This window comes from Nocardia goodfellowii, assembly GCF_017875645.1.
GTDB lineage: Bacteria > Actinomycetota > Actinomycetes > Mycobacteriales > Mycobacteriaceae > Nocardia > Nocardia goodfellowii.
Genome location: NZ_JAGGMR010000001.1, coordinates 3,179,881 through 3,200,271, shown reverse-complemented (window position 1 = coordinate 3,200,271; position 20,391 = coordinate 3,179,881). Strand labels below are relative to the sequence as shown.

Genomic DNA, 20,391 nt, shown 5'->3' with positions numbered 1-20,391 from the left:
ATCGAACAGTGTTGCGAGACGACGCCGACCCTTTCGAGCGACCGGCAAGCAGTCGCCGGCGGGGATCAGCGAGCGCGACGAGCGGTGACCTTCTTGGCAGTGGTCTTCTTCGCGGGCGCCTTCTTCGCGGCGGTCTTCTTGGCGACCGTCTTCTTGGCAGCGGTGGCCTTCTTGGCCGGAGTCGCCTTCTTGACCGCGGCCTTGGTGGCCGTCTTCTTGGCCGGGGCCTTCTTCGCCGCCGTCTTGGTGGCAGTCGCCTTGCGAGCGGCCGTCTTTGCGGGCGCCTTCTTGGCGGCGGTCTTCTTGGCCGGTCCGGTGGTCTTCTTGGCGGTGGTCTTCTTCGCCGCCGTCTTCTTGGCCGCCTTCTTGGCCGCCACCGGCGCGTTCACGCCGCGCTTGACCGCAGGACCGCTCGCGGCGAGCTTCTGCTTACCCGCGATGACGGCCTTGAACTGGGCGCCGGGGCGGAAAGCGGGCACCGAAGTCGGCTTGACCTTGACGGTTTCGCCGGTGCGCGGGTTCCGGGCCACACGGGCCGCACGCTTGCGCTGTTCGAAGACACCGAAGCCGGTGATGGTGACGCTCTGGCCTTTGTGAACCGCGCGAACGATGGTGTCGACAACATGCTCGACTGCCGCGGTAGCCGTGCGCCTGTCCGTACCCAACTTTTCGGTCAGAACGTCGATCAGTTCCGCCTTGTTCATTGAATCCTCCGCAGACTAATGGCCCGTCGTCGGACCGACTAGGTACCACGGTAAACCCACATTGGGCAAGAGTCTATGTGCCACGCCAAAATTCATCGTGGTTTAGCACACGTCTAGCTACCCTCTCCCGTGGTACCCAGCTATCGGTCCGGTGTGATTACGCCTGCGAAATACGTGCCGGGAGCGTGACGGGCTTCCAAGCCGGCCTTGCCTTTTCGAACTCGGTGATGACGTCGCTACGCCGTAGCGTCAGCCCGATGTCGTCCAACCCTTCGAGCAGACGCCACCGCGTGTAGTCATCAATATCGAACGGCAACACGACCGTTCCAGCCGTTACGGTGCGGGATTGGAGGTCTACAACCAATTCCAGGCCGGGCTGTTCCTCGATCAACTTCCAGAGCATTTCGACATCATTCTGTGACATCTGCGCGGCCAGTAGCCCGCCCTTACCGGCATTGCCGCGGAAGATGTCCGCGAAGCGCGACGAGATCACGACTCGAAAGCCGTAGTCCGACAGCGCCCACACGGCGTGCTCACGCGAGGAACCGGTGCCGAAATCCGGACCGGCGACCAGCACACTGCCGTGTTTGTAAGGCTCGGCGTTGAGAATGAAGTCCGGATCCGATCGCCATGCCGCGAACAGCCCGTCCTCGAATCCGGTGCGAGTCACGCGCTTCAGGTAGACGGCCGGGATGATCTGATCGGTATCGACATTCGACCGGCGCAGCGGCACCCCGGTGCCCTTGTGGACGGTGAAGGCTTCCATTTGAGAATCTCCTGATTGAGTAGGGTTTCGCGCCCGCGGCGTCAGCTCAGGCCCGGAGGCGGCAGCTGAGCGCTACCAGGGAGGGCTTGTGGACGCCGCGAATTCGACGCTGTCAGCTCAGATCGGCAGGCGAGGACAGCGTCCCGCGGACCGCCGTCGCGGCCGCCACGAGCGGGGAAACCAGGTGCGTACGGCCACCTTTGCCCTGTCGGCCCTCGAAGTTGCGATTGGACGTGGAAGCACAGCGCTGACCCGGATCCAGCTGATCAGGGTTCATTCCCAAGCACATCGAGCAGCCCGCCTGCCGCCATTCCGCTCCCGCGGCGGTGAAAATCTCGCCCAATCCTTCTTTTTCCGCCTGCGCGCGCACCCGCATAGACCCCGGTACGACAAGCATTCGGACACCGTCGGCGACCTTGCGGCCCGCCAAAATGCTGGCGACCGCCCGCAAATCCTCGATCCGCCCGTTGGTGCACGAACCCACGAATACGGTGTCGACCGAGACATCCCGAAGCGGAGTACCCGGCTCCAAATCCATGTACCGCAGAGCTTTCTCCGCCGCGTCACGCGCGGATTCGTCGGCGAAGTCGGCCGGATTCGGCACCGCGGCGCCCAGCGGCGCACCCTGACCCGGGTTGGTGCCCCAGGTGACGAACGGGGTCAAGGCGTTCGCGTCGATGTGCACCTCATGATCGAAAACGGCGCCCTCGTCGGTCTTCAGCGACTCCCAGGCGGCCACGGCGGCATCCCAGTCGGCACCCTGCGGCGCGTGCGGGCGACCCTTCAGGAATTCATAGGTGATTTCGTCCGGCGCGATCATGCCCGCCCGCGCACCCGCTTCGATCGACATGTTGCAGATCGTCATTCGGGCTTCCATCGACATGGCGCGAATGGCCTCGCCGCGATACTCCAGCACATAGCCCTGCCCGCCGCCGGTGCCGATTTCGGCGATGACGGCCAGGATCAGGTCTTTGCTGGTGACGCCGGGCTGCAACCGGCCGTCCACGGTGATGGCCATGGTCTTGAACGGGCGCAGCGAGAGCGTCTGGGTGGCAAGCACATGCTCCACCTCGGAGGTGCCGATACCCATGGCCAGCGCGCCGAACGCGCCGTGCGTGGAGGTGTGGCTGTCACCGCAGACCACGGTCATCCCCGGCTGGGTCAGGCCCAACTGCGGGCCGACCACGTGCACGATGCCCTGATCGAGATCGCCCATCGGGTGCAACCGCACACCGAATTCCGCGCAATTGCGGCGCAGCGTTTCCACCTGGATGCGCGAAATCGGATCCGTGATCGGCTTGTCGATATCGATGGTGGGGACGTTGTGGTCCTCGGTGGCGATGGTGAGGTCGGGGCGGCGCACCGGGCGTCCCGCGGCGCGCAGGCCGTCGAAGGCCTGCGGGCTGGTCACCTCGTGCACCAGATGCAGATCGATATAGATCAAATCGGGCTCGCGGGCGGCGCCTTCGCCTTCACCGTGGGCAACGACGTGCTGTTCCCACACCTTTTCGGCCAGTGTGCGTGGGCGGTCGGCCATGTTCGATCACCTTTCCGACGAGCGACCGGTCATCCCGCGATCTGGGCTGAGTGCGCGAGCTGGCGGCCGCCAAAAGTTTGGATAACCGCGACATCGGAGCCGTGCGATCACCCCCAGGGTTGACCATCCCAACATCCGAGACGCTAATATCGTTCTATGAGACAGCATAGCGGTATCGGCGTTCTCGACAAAGCAGTGGCGGTGCTCTACGCCGTCGCCGAACACCCGTGCGGTCTGAACGAACTCTGCACCCGCACCGGCCTGCCCCGCGCCACCGCGCACCGGCTGGCCGTCGGGCTCGAGGTACACCGTTTGCTGGCCCGTGACAGCAACGGACTCTGGCGTCCCGGCCCCGCCCTGGCCGAGTTGGCCGCGGGCGCCTCCGACCCGCTCCAGGAGGCAGCGGCGGCCATTCTGCCGCGCCTGCGCGAGATCACCGGCGAGAGCGTGCAGATCTATGTGCGCGACGGCCACTCCCGGGTCTGCATCGCCTCGATGGAGCCGCCGGTCGGCCTGCGGGACACGGTGCCCGTCGGCGCCCGGCTACCGCTGACCGCCGGTTCCGCCGCCAAGGTGTTGCTCGCCTGGGCCGACCCGGAGCTGCAGCGCACCATCCTGGCCGATTCCGTCTTCGGCGAACGCGCCTTGTCCGAAGTACGCAAGCGGGGCTGGGCGCAGAGCGCCGCCGAACGCGCCGCCGGCGTGGCCAGCGTCTCCGCCCCGGTCCGCGACAGCGCCGGCACCATCGTCGCGGCCGTCTCGGTATCCGGACCCATCGACCGCATGGGCCGCCGCCCCGGCGCCCGCTGGGCCGCCGATCTGGTGGCCGCCGCCGAGGCTTTGCACAAACGTCTGTAACACGTTCTAGGCTCCCGGCTCTAGAGTTGACCCATGGGAGTGAACCAACGGGCACAGATCACCATGTCCGAGACCGAGATCGTCGAGTTCCTGCAGCGCAGCCGGGTCGCCACCCTGGCCACCCTCAGCGCGCACGGCACGCCACACCTCACCGCCATGTGGTACGCCCTGATCGACGGCGAAATCTGGTTCGAGACGAAGGCCAAATCGCAAAAAGCCGTGAATCTACGCCGCGACCCGCGCGTCACCGTGATGATCGAAGCCGGCGACACCTACGACCAGCTGCGCGGAGTGTCCTTCGAAGGCACCGCCGAGATCATCGACGACGCGGATCAGCTGTTCGCCGTCGGCGTCAGCGTCTGGGAGCGCTACACCGGCCCCTATTCCGAGGACATGCGCCCCTTCGTCGAGCAAATGCTGCACAAGCGCATAGCCGTTCGTATCGTCCCCGGCCGCACCCGCTCCTGGGACCACCGCAAACTCGGTCTCCCCGCCCTCCCCCGCGGCGGCACCACCGCCGACCCCCTCGACTGACCCAGCACGCCCCACCGCCGAACTGGAATGACAGCCGCCGCGAGACCGGTATAGCGTTCGGTAGTTCGATAGAGGTCGACGAGGAGGAGCAGGCGATGACGGATGCGGATAATTCGGGTACCAGTGCCGAAGAGGTGAAGCGCAAGTTCCGCGAGGCCCTGGAGCGCAAGAAGTCCCAGCACGCGCAGTCCAACGACCACCTGGACGGCCGCTCCAAGGCCTCCGGCGCACACAGCAACGCCAGCCACAAGCGCGAATTCCGCCGCAAGAGCGGATAGCAACCCCCAAAAAGGCCCCCCAGCCCAGGCTGGAGGGCCTTTTTCCGGCCCTCAGCAAGGCCACCTAGTCACCCCAACTCAAACCACTCGATACTCCCCGCACCGAATTACATGACCCAACATGCAACACCCACCACCCACAACCCTCACGAACCAGCAATGAGCAAAACCCAAGACCGATTTACGTGATCCGACATGGAACACCCCCTCCAACCTCCCCCTCCTCGCAACAACCCCCTAGCCAGCAATGGGCGAAGCCCGAGCGGGGGTCCGGGGGGCGAAGCCCCGCCGGCTGGGGCCTGGGGGCTCGGCCCCCAGAAAAAATGCGAAACAAGAAAAGGCCCATGCTCTCGATGAGCATGAGCCTTCTATCTTGTGTAGCCCCGACGGGATTCGAACCCGCGCTACCGCCTTGAGAGGGCGGCGTCCTAGGCCGCTAGACGACGGGGCCAGGACTGATCTCCTGAGGTTTTCACCTCGTGGATCATCCGCTGTGAGCTTTCGCTCGGAGGAAGCTCGGTTAGCTTAGCTGACCGATGCTCGGCGACCAAATCGCCGGATGCTGAACCACTTTCGGTCGCGAACCGAGAGACGAACAACATTCTCCAGCTGGGGTACCAGGACTCGAACCTAGAATGGCTGAACCAGAATCAGCTGTGTTGCCAATTACACCATACCCCAATGACCAGAACGTTTGACCCCACCGTCTGGGTGACTGTGAGGCCGTGTTCCGAACGAGAAGAAGAGTACCAAACCTCTGCCGGTAAACTACAAATCGCCTGGTCAAAGCCGTATTTTCGGACGAATTACGCCGTTGCGGTCCAGTCGCGGGCCGCGCGCAGCCGGTCCAGCGTGGTGTCCCGGCCCAGCAACTCCATCGACTCGTACAGCGGCGGGCTGATGTGCGAGCCCGTCACTCCCACCCGCACCGGCGCGAACGCCTTGCGTGGTTTCAGGCCCAATTCCTCGATAAGCGCGGTTTTGAGGGCTTCCTCGATAGCCGGCGTGGTCCACGCGTTCAGTGCCTCCAGCGCGGCAATGGCGGCGTCCAATACCGGCACCGCGTCGGCGCCGAGATTCTTCGCGCCCGCCGCCGGATCAATTGCGAATTCGGCCGGCGAAACGAACAGGAATCGCAGCAGTTCCCAGGCATCGCTCAGCACGACGATGCGGGTTTGCACCAGTTCGGCGGCCGCGGCGAACATCTTCTCATCGACATCCGCCCCGATATGACCCGCTCCGGTGAGGAACTCGCGGAGTCGGCGCGCGAAATCACCCGGCTCCAGCAATCGGATGTGCTCAGCGTTGAGGGCGTCTGCCTTCTTCTGGTCGAAACGCGCCGGATTGGAATTGACCTTCGAAATATCGAATGCCGCGACCATCTCCGCCATAGAGAACACGTCGTGATCATCGGAGATGCCCCAGCCGAGGAGCGCCAGGTAATTCAGCAAACCTTCGGGGATGAATCCGCGATCGCGATGGGCGAACAGATTCGACTCCGGATCGCGCTTGGAAAGCTTCTTGTTCCCGGCGCCCATCACGAACGGCAGGTGACCGAACTCGGGGGTGAACTCGGCTACGCCGATCCGCCGCAGCGCCCCGTACAGCGCGAGCTGCCGTGGGGTGGAGGACAGCAAATCCTCACCGCGCAGGACATGCGTGATCTTCATCAGCGCGTCGTCGACGGGGTTGACCAAGGTGTAGAGCGGATCGCCGTTTCCGCGCGTCAGGGCGAAGTCCGGGACGGTGCCCGCTTTGAAGGTGGTCTCGCCGCGCACGAGGTCGTGCCAGGTCAGATCGGCGTCGGGCATGCGCAGCCGAATCACGGCCGGACGTCCGGCATCTCGGAACGCCTGGATCTCCGCGGGCGTCAGGAACCGGTCGGCGTTGTCGTAACCGAGCTTGGGGTCGCGGCCGGCGGCGCGGTGGCGCGCCTCGACTTCTTCTGGCGTGGAGAAGGATTCGTAGGCTTCGCCCGCCTCCACCAGCTTGCGCACCACCTCGAGATGCAGCTCACGCCGCTGCGACTGCCGATACGGGCCGTACGGGCCGCCCACCTCGGGGCCCTCGTCCCAGGTGAGGCCGAGCCAGCGCAGCGCGTCCAGCAACGCCTGGTAGGACTCCTCGGAATCGCGTGCGGCGTCGGTGTCTTCGATGCGGAAGACGAACTTGCCGCCGTGGTGGCGGGCGTAGGCCCAGTTGAACAGCGCCGTGCGGATCAGGCCGACGTGCGGCGTTCCGGTCGGCGACGGGCAGAAGCGGACCCGGACGCCGGGGGGACGGCTATCGGCGGCGGGGTCGGTGGGCTCGGTCATTTCTCTCTTTCGCGATCAGCGCTTGGTGGCAACAGGATTGGTGAGGGTGCCGATACCCTCGACGGTGATGGACACTTGCTGTCCATCCTTCATGGGCCCGACGCCTTCCGGAGTGCCGGTCAGGATGAGATCACCCGGCAGCAGGGTCATCACCGTGGATACCCATTCGACGAGCTTCGGAATGTCGTGCAGCAGAAGCGAAGTGCGACTGCGCTGTTTCACTTCACCGTCCAGTTCGGTGACGATTTCGACATCCGTTGCGTCCAAGGACGTTTCGATCCACGGACCGATCGGGCAGAAGGTGTCGTAGCCCTTGCCGCGGGTCCACTGGCCGTCCTTGCGCTGCTGATCGCGGGCGGTGACGTCATTGGCCACGGTGTAGCCGAGGATCACGTCCTTGGCGCGGGCGGCGGGCACGTCCTTGCACGGGCGGCCGATGACGACGGCCAGTTCGCCCTCGTAGTCGACCTGAGAAGAGCTGGGCGGCAGGATGATCGGGGCGTTCGGGCCGATGATGGCGGTGCTCGGCTTCATGAAGATGACCGGCTCTTCGGGGGCCGGGCCACCCATTTCCGCGGCGTGCGCGGCGTAGTTCTTACCGACGCAGATGACTTTACTGGCCAGGATCGGCGCCAGCAGGCGGACGTCGGCCAGCGGCCAGCTCCGTCCGGTGAAGGTGGGGGTACCGAACGGGTGTTCCGCGATTTCCTTCGCGATGGCGTCGCTTCCCTGCCCGTCGATGCTGACGAACGCGACCCCATCCGGACTTGCAACTCGACCTAGGCGCATGCCCCGCAGTCTATCGACCAGCCTCGACCTGGCCGAATGTGGCCGAGACCGGACCCCCGTCGGCGTGTCCGGGCGAGGGTGAAAGGGGGTGCCGCCGAACCCCTTCCCGCTCCGACCGGCGCGGGCAGGAGGTCGGCGGGCAACTGCGGGCGGTGTGAGAAGTACGACAGACGGGCCGGGGAACGTGTGCCGTGCCGCAGGTGTAGCGTGTGAAAGCGGTTGTTCATACAGTGGGAACTGTATCCCATATAGTGAGATTCAGAGGTGGAGCCGATGGCTACCGTGACCGAGATCCGCACGGTTCGACGGTGGTCGATGCTCGGCCTCGGCGTCTTCGCGCAGGCCTCGAGTTCGGTCTTCGTCCACGGCGTGCCCTTCCTGCTGCCCGCGTTGACCGCGCGGGGCATGTCGCTGCCGACCGCCGGGCTGCTGGTGGCGATGCCGACCGTCGGCCTGGTGTGCACCCTGATCGCGTGGGGCTATGTGGTCGACCGGATCGGCGAGCGCAAAGTTCTGGTCGGCGGACCACTGCTGATGTTCGTCGCGGGCTGCGCCGCCGCCGCGACACACGACGACATCGCCTTGGGCGCATTGCTGTTCGCCGGCGGCGTGGGCGCCGCGAGCACCAACGGGGCGAGCGGGCGCGTGATCGTCGGCTGGTTCCCGCCGCGGCGACGCGGGCTGGCCATGGGCATCCGGCAGACCGCGCAGCCGCTGGGCGTGGGCATCGGCGCGCTGACGATCCCGTGGGTGGCCGCCGAATACGGGGTGGCCGCCGCCGTTCTGGTGCCCGCGGCGATGGCCGGACTGGCGGCCATCGGCTGCCTGGCGGGCATCGTCGACCCGCCCCGGCCGAAGATCTCCGAGGCCGATCCGACGTTGCGCGCCAACCCTTATCAAGGCGCATCGACGCTGTGGCGGATACACGCGGTCTCCGTGCTGCTGGTTGTTCCGCAGGCGACGGTGTGGACGTTCGCGCTGCTGTGGCTGCACCGCGATCTGGGTTGGTCGCTGGCCGCGGCCGGACTGCTGGTGACGTTCACCCAGATCCTCGGGGCCTTCGGCCGGATCGGCGCGGGCGCGTGGTCGGATCGGGTCGGCAGCCGAATGGGTCCGCTGCGCACGGTGGCGATCGCGGCCGCGATCGCCATGGCGGCACTGGGATTCACCGCGTGGACGCAATGGTGGTGGGCCGCGATCCCACTCCTGGTCGCCGCTTCGGTGATCACGGTGTCCGACAACGGTCTGGCCTTCACGGCCGTCGCCGAAATCGCGGGGCCCTACTGGAGCGGACGCGGCCTGGGCGTGCAGAACACCGGACAGAATCTGATCATCGCCGCCGTTCCGCCAGCGTTCGGCGCACTGATCACCGCCACCGGATTCCCCGCGGCCTACCTCGTCGCCGCGGCCCTGGCCGCCGCCGCGGTCCCGCTGGTGCCGAGAGAGCCCGCTCGCCGATGATGTAAAGCCGTCCTTGACAGCCTGACGGTGTCAAGGCACGCTTTACACATGACCGAAGAACAGCGCCCCGACCCACAGGACGAACGGGCAACTCTCGGAATGTTGTTGTCCGCCAACGCGGAACTGGTCGTCGAAGTCCTGCGTCCGGCCGAAGGCGACCCGAAGGTCCCGGTTCTGGCCGCGCTCACCGCGACCCGCAATCTGAGCCGCCTCGTCGACGACATCCTGCACACCCTCGCCCGGCAGGCCCGCGAGGAAGGCCACACCTGGGCCGAACTCGGCGACCTCCTCGGCACCTCCCGGCAAGCCGCCTTCCAGCGGTTCAGCGGCCCGATGCCACCCCTCGGCCCGCTACCACCCCCACCGATGCCCCCATTCCCGCCCGGCCCGCCGGCCCCACCGAATTTCATCACCCCGCCGCCACCACCGACTCAGGGCCGCCCACGCGGCCCAGTTCGCCCACCAGGCCCAGGACACCCACCGGGCCCAGGCCGTCCGTACTGAATCCCGCTCGGCCCCAAGGAGATAACCATGCCCACCGAACCGACCGATCCCACCGGAACCCCACCCCCAACCCGTGGCCCCTCCGACACCCAAGCCGTCCCCCAACCCCCGATCAGCCCGTCCCACCCCTTCCCGCCGCCCCATCCAGCCGCGAATCGCGATGCGCAGCACAATGTTCAGACGCCACCACACCCCGCCGCCGACTCTGCGGGACCGGCTCACCATCGGGATCAGCTACCACATCCGGACGCCGCCTTCGGAGGGCGGCAACCCTACCTGGAACCGCCACCCCACCCGAACCCTCCCTCCGCACCGCCGCCGCCCTATTCGGACACTCCCTCCGCACCGCCGCCACCCCACCCGGACCATCCCTCCGCACCGCCGCCCTATTCGGAAACGCCACCCCACCCCGACACGGACTACCCAGGGCAGCAACGGTATTCGGAACCACTACCGCACCCCAGCTCAGATGCGCCTCCGCCACAACCGCATTGGGGGCCACCGCCCGGAGCTCCGTGGCCACCCCCGCCGCCACCCGGAGCTCCGTGGCCACCCCCGTCCGGCACCGGCTGGCCGCCACCGGCGGACGGTCCACGCTTCGATAGCCCCGGCGGCCACGACTGGCCCGCTCCCCCAGCACATCCCGGCCCGAGGGACGAACACCCCGATACCTCCTGGCGGACGCCGCCGCATCCACAAAGAAACCCGCCCGCCCCACCGCCGCCCTCGAACCGCCCACACCCGCCGAACGCCCCGAACCCGCCCGAGGCGCGATAACCGCCGAGTCCGGCAGGCCTCGGTTCGAATCCCTCTGCGCAGCAGCCGCATTGGGCCACCACCCATAACCCCGGGGCCGCCACCTGGCGCTCCATGGCAACCCCGCCCAGCGTGGGTGGACCCCACCAGCGGCAGCCCACGCTGACCCGCCCGGCGCGCGGAAACCGCCGAGTCCACGGTTCGGGAGTTCAGATCTCCAGTAGGGCGGCCGGGTCGAAGCGGACACGAAAGTCTTCGTCCGCGACCACGTCTGCACTGAACACCGTGCCGGGGCCGGCGACCGGGTCCGCGTGGTAGCCGCCCGCGCCGAGCAGCAGACGGTGGACAAGGGGCTGCGGGTGGTGCTCGACGATCCAGTACTGCGGGATTCCGATGGCCGCGTACTCGCGGACCTTGCGGACCCGGTCGGTGCGTTCGCTGTTGGTTCCCGGTGCGACCACTTCGGCGACGAGCAGAGCTTCCGCGGCGGGGATCACATCGGTGTCGGCGACCACGGCGGTCCGTACGACATCTCTGGGCAGGACGATGATGTCGGGTTTGCGTACGCCGCTGGGTGTGGCGATCTCCCAGCCTCCGCAGAGGCAGACGTGCAGTGCGCGGCCGCCGACCGCGATATCGATGAAGCGCGAAAGTCGCTGCGCGACATAGTTGTGGCGGGCGCCGTGGGCGACTTCGATCAGCCAGCCGTCTTCGAGTTCGAAGCCTTTGCCGCCTTCGAAGAGGCCGTGCAAGTCGTCAATGGTGTACGGGCCGGCTTCGGCCTTGCGTGCCGCCATCATGCCTCCCATGAAGTGTCTCGCAGCAGCTGATTGTCCTGACTCGGTGCCCAAAGTAGACCTGTACCCAGCACCGGGCGGAGCAATCTCCGGCCAGCGAAAAGGCCCCGACCGATGGTCGGGGCCTTGCCGGAGAACCTGAGGTCAGAGCGCGGCGGCGATGCGATCGCCGATTTCCACGGTGGACGCGACACCGGCGCGGGAGGCGAGGTCCTTGGCGACAGCGGCTTCGATGCGGGCCGCGGCCTCGGCGTGACCGAGGTGGTTGAGCAGCAGGGAGACCGAGAGGATGGCGGCGGTCGGATCGGCCTTGGACTGGCCCGCGATGTCGGGGGCGCTGCCGTGGACCGGCTCGAACATCGAGGGGTTGGTGCCGGAGGCGTCGATGTTGCCGGAGGCGGCCAGGCCGATACCCCCGGACACGGCGGCGGCGAGGTCGGTGATGATGTCGCCGAACAGGTTGTCGGTGACGATCACGTCGAAGCGGCCCGGATCGTTCACCATGTGGATGGTGGCGGCGTCGATGTGCTGGTAAGCCGTTGTCACGTCGGGGAATTCGGTCGCGACCTCGTCGACGGTGCGCTGCCACAGCGACCCGGCGAAGGTCAGCACGTTGTTCTTGTGCACCAGGGTGAGGTGCTTGCGGCGAGACCGCGCCACATCGAACGCGTAGCGGACGACGCGTTCGATGCCGAAGCGGGTGTTGGTGCTGACCTCGGTGGCCACCTCGTGCGGCGTTTCCACCCGGATGGCGCCGCCGGTGCCGGTGTACGGCCCCTCGGTGCCTTCGCGGACGACGACGAAATCGATGTCGGGGTTGCCGGCCAGCGGGCTGGTGACGCCGGCGAACAGCTTGGAGGGGCGCAGGTTCACGTGGTGGTCCAGCGCGAAACGGGTGCGCAGCAGCAGGCCGCGTTCCAGCACGCCGCTGGGCACCGACGGGTCGCCGATCGCGCCGAGCAGGATGGCGTCGTGCTGCTTCAACTCGGGGAGCACGTTCTCGGGCAGGATCTCACCCGTCGCGTGGTAGCGCTTGGCACCCAGGTCGTATTCGGTCTTCTCGACACCGGGCAGCACCGCGTCGAGCACTTTGAGCGCCTCGGCGATGACCTCGGGACCGATTCCGTCACCAGGGATGACAGCAAGCTTCATGAAAGTAGTGCTCCTGTTCGGATGTAGCGCCCGTCGACACGGCCACGATAGCCGGGACCGTCGACAGCCCTGCCACCAGGGCAAACCTCTCTCACACAGTGAGATCGGCGGGCTTTGGTAAGGATGGACAGATGTTCGGCAACTACAGACTCGAGCGGAAGATCGACCGGCTCGAACGCAAGCTCGACCTCGTCCTGGAGCATCTGGGCATTTCGGATCCGGGCCTGGCGCTCGACTACACCGAGATCGACGAACTGCTGCGCCAAGGCAAAACGATCCAAGCGATCCGCGTGTACCGCAAACTCGACCCCGCGGCGGACCTGGTGGAAGCGAAAGAAGCGGTCGAAGCGCGAGAACCCCACATACGCTGACCGATACGCCGAGTCCCTCCCACACATGTGGAAGGGACTCGGCGGCAAGGATTTCGGCCAGGTCAGCCCAGGTCGACCAGCACGACCTTGGCCGCGCCGACGGATTCGGCGATGGCGGCCTGCACGTCGGCGGCCACATCCTGGTTGACGCGCAGGATGACCGTCGCGCCTTCCTGGTCCACGTCCTGGCTCAGCTGCGCGGCCAGGATGTCGACGCCGGCCGCACCGAGCTTGGTGCCGATCTTGCCCAGCGCGCCCGGCTTGTCCTCGTAGTTGAGCACGGCCAGGTTCAGGCCCTCGGCGCGCATGTCGTAGTTGCGGCCGTTGATGTTGACGATCTTCTGCACCTGCTGCGGCTCGGTCAGGGTGCCGGCCACGTTCAGGGTGCGGCCGTCGCCGAACACGGCGCGCAGGTCGACCAGGCTGCGGTGGGTCGGGCTCTCGGTGTGCGTGGTGACCGTGGCCTCGAGGCCGCGATCCTTCGCCAGCGACGGCGCGTTGACGAAGGTGACCGCGTCCTCGATGAGCGCGGAGAAGACACCGCGCAGGGCCGAAAGCTCCAGCACGGCAACATCATTGGCGGACAACTCGCCGCGCACCTGGACCTCCAGGCTGACCGGCAGCTCCGAGGCCAGCGCACCGAGCAGGGCGCCCTGCTTACGCACGATCTCCAGCCACGGCGCGACCTCGTCGGTCACCGAACCGCCGGTCACGTTGACCGCGCCGGGCACGAACTCGCCCGCGAGGGCGAGCTGGACGGACTTGGCGACATCGGTACCGGCGCGGTCCTGCGCCTCGGCGGTGGAGGCGCCCAGATGCGGGGTCACCACGACCTGGGACAGGCCGAACAGCGGGCTGTCGGTGCAGGGCTCGGTCTCGAACACGTCGATGCCGGCGGCGCGCACGTGACCGGAGGTGATGGCGTCGGCCAGCGCCTGCTCGTCGATCAGGCCGCCGCGGGCGGCGTTGACGATGATGACGCCCTTCTTGGTCTTGGCGATCGTCTCGGCGTTGATCATGCCCTTGGTCTCGGGCGTCTTCGGCAGGTGGATGGAGATGAAGTCGGCGCGCTCGAGCACCTCGTCCAGGCTCACCAGTTCGATGCCGAGTTGCGCGGCGCGGGCCGGGGAGGTGTAGGGATCGTAGGCGATGATCTTGGTCTCGAAAGCGGCGAGACGCTGGGCGAACAGCTGACCGATGCGGCCCAGGCCGATGACGCCGACGGTCTTGCCGAAGATCTCGACGCCGTTGAACTTGCTGCGCTGCCAGGTGTGCTCACGCAGGGTGGCATCGGCGGCGGGGATCTGCCGGGCAGCGGCGAGCAGCAGGGTGACCGCGTGTTCGGCGGCGGTGTGGATGTTGGAGGTCGGGGCGTTCACGACCATGACGCCGCGCTCGGTGGCCGCGGGCACATCGACATTGTCGAGGCCGACACCGGCCCGCGCGACGATCTTCAGGTTCTTGCCGGCTTCGAGGACTTCGGCGTCGACGGTGGTCGCCGAACGGACGAGTAGGGCGTCGGCGTCCGGGACGGCCGCGAGTAGCGCCGGGCGGTCGGGGCCGTCGACCCACCGGACCTCGACTCCATCACCGAGCGCGTCGACGGTCGACTGGGCGAGCTTGTCGGCGATCAGGACAACGGGACGGCCTGCTTGGCTCACGATGGAGTACTCCTGGGGAATGGGGTCGGCATTTACCGCCGCCCAGCTTAGTGGGATCGATTGTGGGTCCCCTTACCCCCCGGTGGGCACCCGCCGTCAGTGCGGCCCACGCGGACAGGCCCGGACACGGCGGAAGGCCCCGCGCCGCAGGCGAGAGGCCTTCCCACATTTCGCGCCGACGAGGCGGCGCGGGTTCGATCGAATCAGTCGATCGAATATTCGACTCAGCCGCCGAAGGAGCCGGTCCACAGGGTGTCGACAATGCCGGCGAAGGCAGCGCCGAGGGTGCTGAACAGGCCGTTGAGGGCAGCGGAACCGGTGTCGATGATAACGGGGATCATGTGAATACCTCTTCGGTCGTGATGTTTCCAGCGAACTGGCTTGCATATGGCACATCGAGGGCCGCGCTAATGCGGTTACGGAATTCCGATAATTAGTGATACAGGCCACAGAATTCCCCTGATGGTGACCCGCGACACTACGAAAGACGCGCGTCGCCCCTGGAAATATGGGCTTTACCTGGGGAAATAGCGCTACTACAGTCTGGACGATCGACCAGTTCAGCCCTGGCTCGCCGCTCCTTATGAGAACTCTGGCAGCCGTCTAAGAATTGCAGGTAGGCGGATCGAAAAATGAATCCGCGCTCGCTTCCGGACAGACATGGATGCGCGAACGTGCCACGAGTAATTCCGAATGATCCTTCCGTGATTGCCCTGTAATCGGGTATCGGCGCAATCAGTCACCAGACCGCGGCGAATGCGGTCGAACCCTCCTCAGCAGGCGTCGCATTCGGGCGAACCGCCATATTCGGGCACACCGGGCGTCCCCCGCTACGGGCATATCCGCGCAGCAGAGGGGCACCCTTGCCGCCGCAGAGCCGCTGACCGGCGACCCCCCGAAAAGATGTGGCCGAACAAACATCCGCGCAGCTAGCATCACCGGCCATGACCCTGCGCGTGATCCCCACCTCGATGGACCCGGCTGTCGTCGGGCACATCGACGCCGAGCTGGATCGGGTGCAGCGCGAGCACCGGGTATCGGTGCGCCTCGCCGTCGAAAGCGGAAGCCGCGCCTGGGGCTTCCCCTCGCCCGACTCCGACTACGACTGCCGGTTCGTCTACGTCGGCGCCCTGGACAACTACCTGACACCCTGGCCCGCCCGCGATGTCATCGAGACGCCGCTGGTCGGTCTGCTGGACGTGAACGGCTGGGACCTCGCCAAGGCACTGCGCCTGCTGGTCGCGGGGAACGCGGTTCTGATCGAATGGCTGATGTCGCCGATCTCACCGAGCTGAAGTCCCGGACCCGCGAGATGGGCAGCGGCGCGGTCCCCGGACCCATCGCCGAGTTCATCGCATCCGAGTTCGACTGCGCGGCACCGGCTTTCCCGAAAAACCCTTACCAGGATCCGACTCGGGTCAAGGAACTGACAACGGAGTTCTTCCGGAACGCGGCACGGTCTGCCTAGCATGGCCACCGCCCCGGAGCGGCGCGGCTTCAGTCGACGATGCGGACGCCGACGGCCTCCGGGCCCGCCTTGACGTGCCGGATCTCGAACTCGACGCGCTGGCCCTCGGTGAGATGCCGGAATCCGGAACCCTGGAGTTCCAAGTAGTCGACGAAGACGTCGGGGCCGCCGCCGTCCTCGACGATGAACCCGAAACCCTTCTTCGAGTCGAACCATTTCACGGTGCCCTGGGTCACCCGATCATCCTAGAACGGGCCGACATCGGCCTGAACGTGAGACAGCCCCCGTACCGGCACGGTACGGGGGCTGTCGAAGCTTAGATCGCGAGATCAGAGAACGCGGACGTCCTGCGCCTGCGGGCCCTTCTGGCCCTGGCCGATCTCGAACTCCACGCGCTGCCCCTCGTCGAGGGACCGGAAACCCGCGCCGCTAACGGCCGAGTAATGCACGAAGACGTCGGGGCCTCCGCCGTCTTGCGCGATGAAGCCGAAGCCCTTCTCGCTGTTGAACCACTTAACTACACCCTGAGCCATTTCATACCTTCTTGTTGACGAGCCAGATTCTGGCAAACGGAATGCCCTGGTCTCGTAGATCAACGATGCCATGATCCGACGAATTCGGCCACAAAAAAGTCCGCCCACTGTGAGGCAACCAACGCCCGCGCAGGCGTGTGGCGAGCACCTCTCGGGAAGTATTTTCCCCGCTCAGCGCCCATTTCCATCCGGAAGTTCCGCGCGCGGCGGCCGGTGCCGCGGCTGAGAAAAGTTCGGGTCGGCCGGTGCGAGATAGCGGAGCTGGCCCCGCTTGCCCGGCTCGAACTCCTCGTGGCCGGAAAGATGTTGCGGCACACCGACTTCCCACCAGGCCCCGGCCTCGATCCAGGTTGCGGGCTGGGTGCGGACCACGACGACGGCGGGCCGGGAATGCGCTGCGGCCGCCTCGCGCGCCTGGGTATAGGCGGCCCGGAATTCGGCCAGGTCAGTGGCGGTATAGACCTCGCAACCGAGGGCTCGGGCGTGCGCGGCGAAATTCACCCGGGGCGGGTCCGGCAGGGTGCTGCGGCAATCGGCGTAGAAATTATTGAACGAAACTCCACCCTGCCCCTCTTGCAGGCGCGCGATGACCGCGTAGCCGTCGTTATCGCACACGACGGCGACGAACGGATGGCCGGCGAAGGCGGCGGAGAACAGGTCGGAATTCGCCATCAGGTAGGAGCCGTCGCCGAGCAATGTGGTGACCAGACCGGTGGTGTGGGCCATCGCCGCGCCCCACGCGCCCGCCAGTTCGTAACCCATGCAGGAGAAGCCGTACTCGACGTCCATGGCCGGAGCGCCACCGTGGGCGCGCCAGCCGCCGATCAGCTCACCGGGCAGACCCCCGGATGCGGTCATGACGTAGTCGGTGGGTGCGCTGAGTTCGTTGACGACGCCGACGACCTGGGCGTAACTGGGCGAGCCCGCGGTGGGGGCGCGAAGCTTGTCGATGCGGGCGTCCCAGGCGCTGCGCAAGGCGGCCGCGCGGGCGGTCCAGGACGCCTCGACCCGCCAATCCTGCCGCACGTGCTCGGCCAGATCGTCGACAGCGGCGCGGGCGTCGCCGACGATCGCCACGGCACCGTGCTTGACCGCGTCGAAGCGGGCGGTGTTGATGGTGAGCAGACGGACGTCCGGGGCGAAGACGGTCCAGGAGGCGGTGGTGAAGTCCTGTAGGCGGGTGCCGATCGCCAGGACCAGATCCGCTTCGGCGGCAAGGGTATTCGCCGATTCCGACCCGGTGATGCCCAGCGGGCCCGCGTGCAGCGGGTGGTCGTGGGCGACGAGGGTGCGTCCCGCGGTGGTTTCGGTGACCGGAATGCCTTGCCGCTCCGCGAATTCCAGTATCCGGGCGGCCGCGCCCGAATAGCGGACACCACCGCCGAGCACGAGCAGCGGCCGCCGGGCGCCGCGCAGGAGGGCCGCGGCTTCGGTGACGACGCGACTGTCGGGGCGCGAGCGCGGGATTCGGTGCAGCACCGGTTCGAACAGCGCGTCCGGAAAATCGAAGGTCTCGGCTTGGACGTCCTGCGGCAGAGCCAGCGTCACCGGTCCGGCGTCGGCCGGATCGGTGAGCACGCGGGCCACCTGAGGCAGGGTGGCGAGGAGTTGTTCGGGACGGGTGATGCGATCGAAGTAGCGGCTGACGGCGCGGAAGGCATCGTTGACGGTGGCGGTGGCATCGTGGAAGTGCTCGACCTGTTGCAGCACCGGGTCGGGCGCGCGGCCGGTGAAGGTGTCGCCCGGAAGCAGCAGCAGCGGTAGACGATTCGCGTGTGCCACGCCCGCGGCGGTGACCATGTTCAACGCGCCGGGACCGATGGAGGAGGTGGCGACACCCACCTGGCGACGATGCGTGGCCTTCGCGTAGCCGACGGCGGCGAGTGCCATACCCTGTTCGGTCTGGCCGCGCCAGGTGGGTATCTCGTCGCGGCGCTCCTGCAGAGCGGTACCCAGCCCGAGCACGTTGCCGTGCCCGAAGATCGCGAACACCGCGGGGAACAGCGGTACTTCGCGGCCGTCGAGGGTTTCCGAGCGCTGTGCGATCAGCCAGGAGACGAGAGCTTGTGCGGTGGTCGACTTCATCGGAACCGTCCTCTACAGGCGTCCCTGGTGGTTGGTGACAGGGCAGCGGGGGTCGGGGGCTTGGGTGTTCCAGGTGTCGCGCACCCAGCTGTGCGCGGGGTCGTCGCAGAAGGCCATCGAACGCTGCTCGGCGGGACCCGCCAGCACGTTCAGGTAATACATCGGGTAGCCAGGGGCGGCGACGCACGGACCGTGATAGCCACGCGGGATGAGGAAGACATCACCGTCGCGGACCGCGACGTTCTCGTCCCGGGCGCCGTCGTAGGTGCGGTGCATGCCGAATCCGGTACGGGACGGAGTGATGCCATCCCGATCGGCGATGCGGAAGTAGTAGATCTCCTCGTTGACGACCTCGCAGGCGCTGACCGCGTCGTGTTTGTGCGGCGGATAGGAGGACCAATTGCCGTCCGGTGTGAGCAGTTCGCAGGCGTTGAGCTTGTCGGCATGGTCCCAGACGCCGGGGACGCCGAAGTTGGTGACCTGGCGGGTCGCCTGTCCCGCCCCGCGGACTTCCACCGGAACATCCTCGGCCGGACCGTATTTCGGCGACAGACGACGCGTGCAACGGGCCATCGGCAGCGCGACCTCGAGTCCGTCGGCGCTGGCGAGTTCGACCTCGGCGTCGCGCGGAACGTACACGAAATCCGTGACCCGGGTGAACACCGATTCGCGCCCGTGCAGTTCGAACGTCAGTCCGTCGACCCGCACAACACCCGAGCCCGCCAAGGGCAGGACGAACGCTTCGAATTCCGCGGTGAGCAGTGTGCGCCGGGTACCGGCCGAAATCCGCAGAACGCGCAATCCGGCGTAACTCCACCGCGCGCGCTCCGGTGTCAGCACTACCGGATCCGCGCCATCGGCAAGCGCCCCGGCGGGGTGATGCAATGTCATCGCGCTCCTTCCAGAGGGTTCGCCGGCGCTCATCGGGCTTCCTTCAGCACGCGCGCCGCGGCATCGACGGCCGCGGCCACATCACCGTCCGGCGGGTAGAGCAGCGAGCGACCGACGACCAGGCCGCGGACGACATCGTGGGTCAGGGCGCCGCCCCAGGCGGTGACGTCGGCGGCCGGGTCTCCCGAGGGGATGCCGCCCAGGACCACCACCGGCAGCGTCGTGGCATCGAGCACCGAATTGTCTTCGGGTGCGGGGATTTTCAACCAGGTGTAGGCGGAGGTCACGCCGAGTCCGGAGGCGACGGTGATGGCGCGAGACAGTGCCGGGGCGTCCTTGCTCATGACCAGAACGCCGGATTCGTCGCGGTGGTACGGCAGCGGTTCGACCATGGCCATCAGGCCGTGCGCGGCGAGTTCGGAGACCGCTCGGGCGCAGGCGTGCAGGGTGGGCACGGTGCCGGGATCCGAATCGACCAGGCGCAGCAGCATTTTGCCGCCGTCGAGACGGTATTTCACCAGCGATTCGGCGTCGTAGCCGGTGAAGCGGTCGTCGATTTCCCATTCCGCGCCGGCCAAGCCGCCGCGATTCATCGAGCCGATGACGACCTTGTCGTTCAGGGCACCGAGGAGCAGCAGTTCCTCGACGACGTCCGGGGACCCCAGGACGCCGTCCACCGCGGGATTGGACAGCGCGATGAGCAGGCGCTCCAGAAGGGTGCGGCGACCGGCCATGGCGGTGCGGTCCGCGCCGACTTCCAGTGCGCCCCGAGCGGGATGGTCGGCGGCGACGAGGAACAGAGTGCGCTTGTCCGGCAACAGAGCTGGACGGCGGGCGCGCCGGGCATAGGCTCGGGCGACAGCGCCGGGATCGGTGGCGCGGATGCGCAGCAGTTCCCGCCAGCGGGCATCGGTCAGATACATCACGCCTC

At 67.1% G+C, this 20,391-nt stretch carries 21 protein-coding genes and 2 tRNA genes; 8 read left to right on the top strand and 15 right to left on the bottom strand.

The genetic code is table 11. From position 1 onward, the window contains the following. Nucleotides 1–65: 65 nt before the first annotated feature. From BJ987_RS14425 to leuC, 3 genes are all read right to left on the bottom strand, one after another. The gene (locus BJ987_RS14425) at nucleotides 66–704 is read right to left on the bottom strand and encodes an HU family DNA-binding protein (protein WP_209889478.1); all 639 of its coding nucleotides are present in this window, start codon (nucleotides 702–704) and stop codon (nucleotides 66–68) included. Between the two features lie 157 nt (nucleotides 705–861). Beyond that, entirely contained in the window at nucleotides 862–1,470 is a 609-nt protein-coding gene (leuD, locus tag BJ987_RS14420) for a 3-isopropylmalate dehydratase small subunit (protein WP_209889475.1), read from the bottom strand. Nucleotides 1,471–1,582: 112 nt separating this feature from the next. Further along, nucleotides 1,583–3,007, bottom strand: a complete 1,425-nt coding sequence (gene leuC, locus BJ987_RS14415; protein WP_209889473.1) for a 3-isopropylmalate dehydratase large subunit — start codon at nucleotides 3,005–3,007, stop codon at nucleotides 1,583–1,585. Between the two features lie 156 nt (nucleotides 3,008–3,163). Here leuC and BJ987_RS14410 point away from each other — a divergent pair, with 156 nt between their 5' ends. The 3 genes from BJ987_RS14410 to BJ987_RS14400 all read left to right on the top strand — a co-directional run bounded on the left by BJ987_RS14410 (nucleotide 3,164) and on the right by BJ987_RS14400 (nucleotide 4,677). Next, entirely contained in the window at nucleotides 3,164–3,865 is a 702-nt protein-coding gene (locus BJ987_RS14410) for an IclR family transcriptional regulator (protein ID WP_209889470.1), read from the top strand. A 33-nt stretch (nucleotides 3,866–3,898) separates the two neighbouring features. Beyond that, nucleotides 3,899–4,399, top strand: coding sequence for a PPOX class F420-dependent oxidoreductase (locus BJ987_RS14405; protein ID WP_209889469.1), 501 nt, complete (start codon nucleotides 3,899–3,901; stop codon nucleotides 4,397–4,399). Nucleotides 4,400–4,494: 95 nt separating this feature from the next. After that, nucleotides 4,495–4,677 carry a DUF5302 domain-containing protein gene (locus BJ987_RS14400; protein WP_209889467.1) on the top strand — a complete coding sequence of 61 codons (183 nt, stop codon included), beginning with the start codon at nucleotides 4,495–4,497 and terminating at the stop codon, nucleotides 4,675–4,677. Nucleotides 4,678–5,055: 378 nt separating this feature from the next. Here the strand turns inward: BJ987_RS14400 and BJ987_RS14395 are convergent. From BJ987_RS14395 to BJ987_RS14380, 4 genes are all read right to left on the bottom strand, one after another. Continuing rightward, a tRNA-Glu gene (locus BJ987_RS14395) sits at nucleotides 5,056–5,128 on the bottom strand. Nucleotides 5,129–5,286: 158 nt separating this feature from the next. Next, nucleotides 5,287–5,358 (bottom strand) — tRNA-Gln (locus tag BJ987_RS14390). Nucleotides 5,359–5,483: 125 nt separating this feature from the next. Then, nucleotides 5,484–6,992 carry a glutamate--tRNA ligase gene (gltX, locus tag BJ987_RS14385; protein ID WP_209889465.1) on the bottom strand — a complete coding sequence of 503 codons (1,509 nt, stop codon included), beginning with the start codon at nucleotides 6,990–6,992 and terminating at the stop codon, nucleotides 5,484–5,486. A gap of 15 nt (nucleotides 6,993–7,007) precedes the next feature. After that, entirely contained in the window at nucleotides 7,008–7,781 is a 774-nt protein-coding gene (locus BJ987_RS14380; RefSeq protein WP_209889463.1) for a fumarylacetoacetate hydrolase family protein, read from the bottom strand. Between the two features lie 273 nt (nucleotides 7,782–8,054). Here BJ987_RS14380 and BJ987_RS14375 point away from each other — a divergent pair, with 273 nt between their 5' ends. After that, complete coding sequence (locus BJ987_RS14375) at nucleotides 8,055–9,242, top strand: MFS transporter (RefSeq protein WP_209889460.1); 1,188 nt, start codon at nucleotides 8,055–8,057, stop codon at nucleotides 9,240–9,242. 48 nt (nucleotides 9,243–9,290) lie between these two features. Beyond that, nucleotides 9,291–9,746 carry a hypothetical protein gene (locus BJ987_RS14370; RefSeq protein ID WP_209889457.1) on the top strand — a complete coding sequence of 152 codons (456 nt, stop codon included), beginning with the start codon at nucleotides 9,291–9,293 and terminating at the stop codon, nucleotides 9,744–9,746. Between the two features lie 965 nt (nucleotides 9,747–10,711). Here the strand turns inward: BJ987_RS14370 and BJ987_RS14365 are convergent. Together BJ987_RS14365 and BJ987_RS14360 are read right to left on the bottom strand one after the other, a co-directional pair. Next, nucleotides 10,712–11,299 carry a Uma2 family endonuclease gene (locus BJ987_RS14365; RefSeq protein WP_209889454.1) on the bottom strand — a complete coding sequence of 196 codons (588 nt, stop codon included), beginning with the start codon at nucleotides 11,297–11,299 and terminating at the stop codon, nucleotides 10,712–10,714. A gap of 144 nt (nucleotides 11,300–11,443) precedes the next feature. Then, on the bottom strand, nucleotides 11,444–12,451 hold the full coding sequence (locus BJ987_RS14360) for a 3-isopropylmalate dehydrogenase (RefSeq protein WP_209889451.1): 1,008 nt from the start codon (nucleotides 12,449–12,451) through the stop codon (nucleotides 11,444–11,446). Nucleotides 12,452–12,582: 131 nt separating this feature from the next. On the opposite strand from BJ987_RS14360, the gene BJ987_RS14355 reads away from it, so the two are divergent. After that, nucleotides 12,583–12,822 (top strand): hypothetical protein, encoded by a 240-nt coding sequence (locus tag BJ987_RS14355; protein WP_209889448.1) that lies wholly within the window; start codon nucleotides 12,583–12,585, stop codon nucleotides 12,820–12,822. Nucleotides 12,823–12,884: 62 nt separating this feature from the next. Here BJ987_RS14355 and serA read toward each other — a convergent pair whose 3' ends face one another. Beyond that, nucleotides 12,885–14,483 (bottom strand): phosphoglycerate dehydrogenase, encoded by a 1,599-nt coding sequence (gene serA / locus BJ987_RS14350; RefSeq protein ID WP_209889445.1) that lies wholly within the window; start codon nucleotides 14,481–14,483, stop codon nucleotides 12,885–12,887. Nucleotides 14,484–15,427: 944 nt separating this feature from the next. Between serA and BJ987_RS14345 the strand changes: the two genes are divergently transcribed. Both BJ987_RS14345 and BJ987_RS37260 read left to right on the top strand, forming a co-directional pair. After that, nucleotides 15,428–15,778, top strand: a complete 351-nt coding sequence (locus BJ987_RS14345; protein WP_245365966.1) for a nucleotidyltransferase domain-containing protein — start codon at nucleotides 15,428–15,430, stop codon at nucleotides 15,776–15,778. After that, nucleotides 15,748–15,951, top strand: coding sequence for a hypothetical protein (locus BJ987_RS37260; protein WP_245365964.1), 204 nt, complete (start codon nucleotides 15,748–15,750; stop codon nucleotides 15,949–15,951). The genes BJ987_RS14345 and BJ987_RS37260 overlap by 31 nt, the downstream gene beginning before the upstream one ends. A gap of 29 nt (nucleotides 15,952–15,980) precedes the next feature. Here BJ987_RS37260 and BJ987_RS14340 read toward each other — a convergent pair whose 3' ends face one another. The 5 genes from BJ987_RS14340 to BJ987_RS14320 form a co-directional block, all read right to left on the bottom strand. Continuing rightward, nucleotides 15,981–16,187 (bottom strand): cold-shock protein, encoded by a 207-nt coding sequence (locus tag BJ987_RS14340; protein WP_209889442.1) that lies wholly within the window; start codon nucleotides 16,185–16,187, stop codon nucleotides 15,981–15,983. Nucleotides 16,188–16,280: 93 nt separating this feature from the next. Then, nucleotides 16,281–16,484: a cold-shock protein gene (locus BJ987_RS14335; RefSeq protein WP_194814734.1), complete on the bottom strand. Its 204-nt coding sequence runs from the start codon at nucleotides 16,482–16,484 to the stop codon at nucleotides 16,281–16,283. A 171-nt stretch (nucleotides 16,485–16,655) separates the two neighbouring features. Next, nucleotides 16,656–18,569 carry a 3D-(3,5/4)-trihydroxycyclohexane-1,2-dione acylhydrolase (decyclizing) gene (gene iolD, locus BJ987_RS14330; protein WP_209889440.1) on the bottom strand — a complete coding sequence of 638 codons (1,914 nt, stop codon included), beginning with the start codon at nucleotides 18,567–18,569 and terminating at the stop codon, nucleotides 16,656–16,658. 12 nt (nucleotides 18,570–18,581) lie between these two features. Continuing rightward, nucleotides 18,582–19,460 carry a 5-deoxy-glucuronate isomerase gene (iolB, locus tag BJ987_RS14325; RefSeq protein ID WP_209889437.1) on the bottom strand — a complete coding sequence of 293 codons (879 nt, stop codon included), beginning with the start codon at nucleotides 19,458–19,460 and terminating at the stop codon, nucleotides 18,582–18,584. Between the two features lie 29 nt (nucleotides 19,461–19,489). Beyond that, nucleotides 19,490–20,383 (bottom strand): Cgl0159 family (beta/alpha)8-fold protein, encoded by an 894-nt coding sequence (locus BJ987_RS14320; RefSeq protein WP_209889435.1) that lies wholly within the window; start codon nucleotides 20,381–20,383, stop codon nucleotides 19,490–19,492. Nucleotides 20,384–20,391 lie beyond the last annotated feature (8 nt).

Excerpts from the sequence above, each read along its gene's own strand:
- iolD (WP_209889440.1), bottom strand. The coding sequence starts at position 18,569 with ATGAAGTCGACCACCGCACAAGCTCTCGTCTCCTGGCTGATCGCACAG.
- BJ987_RS14405 (WP_209889469.1), top strand. The coding sequence starts at position 3,899 with ATGGGAGTGAACCAACGGGCACAGATCACCATGTCCGAGACCGAGATC.
- iolB (WP_209889437.1), bottom strand. The coding sequence starts at position 19,460 with ATGACATTGCATCACCCCGCCGGGGCGCTTGCCGATGGCGCGGATCCG.
- BJ987_RS14375 (WP_209889460.1), top strand. The coding sequence starts at position 8,055 with ATGGCTACCGTGACCGAGATCCGCACGGTTCGACGGTGGTCGATGCTC.
- BJ987_RS14370 (WP_209889457.1), top strand. The coding sequence starts at position 9,291 with ATGACCGAAGAACAGCGCCCCGACCCACAGGACGAACGGGCAACTCTC.
- BJ987_RS14410 (WP_209889470.1), top strand. The coding sequence starts at position 3,164 with ATGAGACAGCATAGCGGTATCGGCGTTCTCGACAAAGCAGTGGCGGTG.
- BJ987_RS14380 (WP_209889463.1), bottom strand. The coding sequence starts at position 7,781 with ATGCGCCTAGGTCGAGTTGCAAGTCCGGATGGGGTCGCGTTCGTCAGC.
- BJ987_RS14355 (WP_209889448.1), top strand. The coding sequence starts at position 12,583 with ATGTTCGGCAACTACAGACTCGAGCGGAAGATCGACCGGCTCGAACGC.
- BJ987_RS14320 (WP_209889435.1), bottom strand. The coding sequence starts at position 20,383 with ATGTATCTGACCGATGCCCGCTGGCGGGAACTGCTGCGCATCCGCGCC.
- gltX (WP_209889465.1), bottom strand. The coding sequence starts at position 6,992 with ATGACCGAGCCCACCGACCCCGCCGCCGATAGCCGTCCCCCCGGCGTC.
- BJ987_RS14425 (WP_209889478.1), bottom strand. The coding sequence starts at position 704 with ATGAACAAGGCGGAACTGATCGACGTTCTGACCGAAAAGTTGGGTACG.
- BJ987_RS14360 (WP_209889451.1), bottom strand. The coding sequence starts at position 12,451 with ATGAAGCTTGCTGTCATCCCTGGTGACGGAATCGGTCCCGAGGTCATC.
- BJ987_RS14365 (WP_209889454.1), bottom strand. The coding sequence starts at position 11,299 with ATGGCGGCACGCAAGGCCGAAGCCGGCCCGTACACCATTGACGACTTG.
- leuD (WP_209889475.1), bottom strand. The coding sequence starts at position 1,470 with ATGGAAGCCTTCACCGTCCACAAGGGCACCGGGGTGCCGCTGCGCCGG.
- BJ987_RS14400 (WP_209889467.1), top strand. The coding sequence starts at position 4,495 with ATGACGGATGCGGATAATTCGGGTACCAGTGCCGAAGAGGTGAAGCGC.
- leuC (WP_209889473.1), bottom strand. The coding sequence starts at position 3,007 with ATGGCCGACCGCCCACGCACACTGGCCGAAAAGGTGTGGGAACAGCAC.
- BJ987_RS37260 (WP_245365964.1), top strand. The coding sequence starts at position 15,748 with ATGGCTGATGTCGCCGATCTCACCGAGCTGAAGTCCCGGACCCGCGAG.
- BJ987_RS14345 (WP_245365966.1), top strand. The coding sequence starts at position 15,428 with ATGACCCTGCGCGTGATCCCCACCTCGATGGACCCGGCTGTCGTCGGG.
- BJ987_RS14335 (WP_194814734.1), bottom strand. The coding sequence starts at position 16,484 with ATGGCTCAGGGTGTAGTTAAGTGGTTCAACAGCGAGAAGGGCTTCGGC.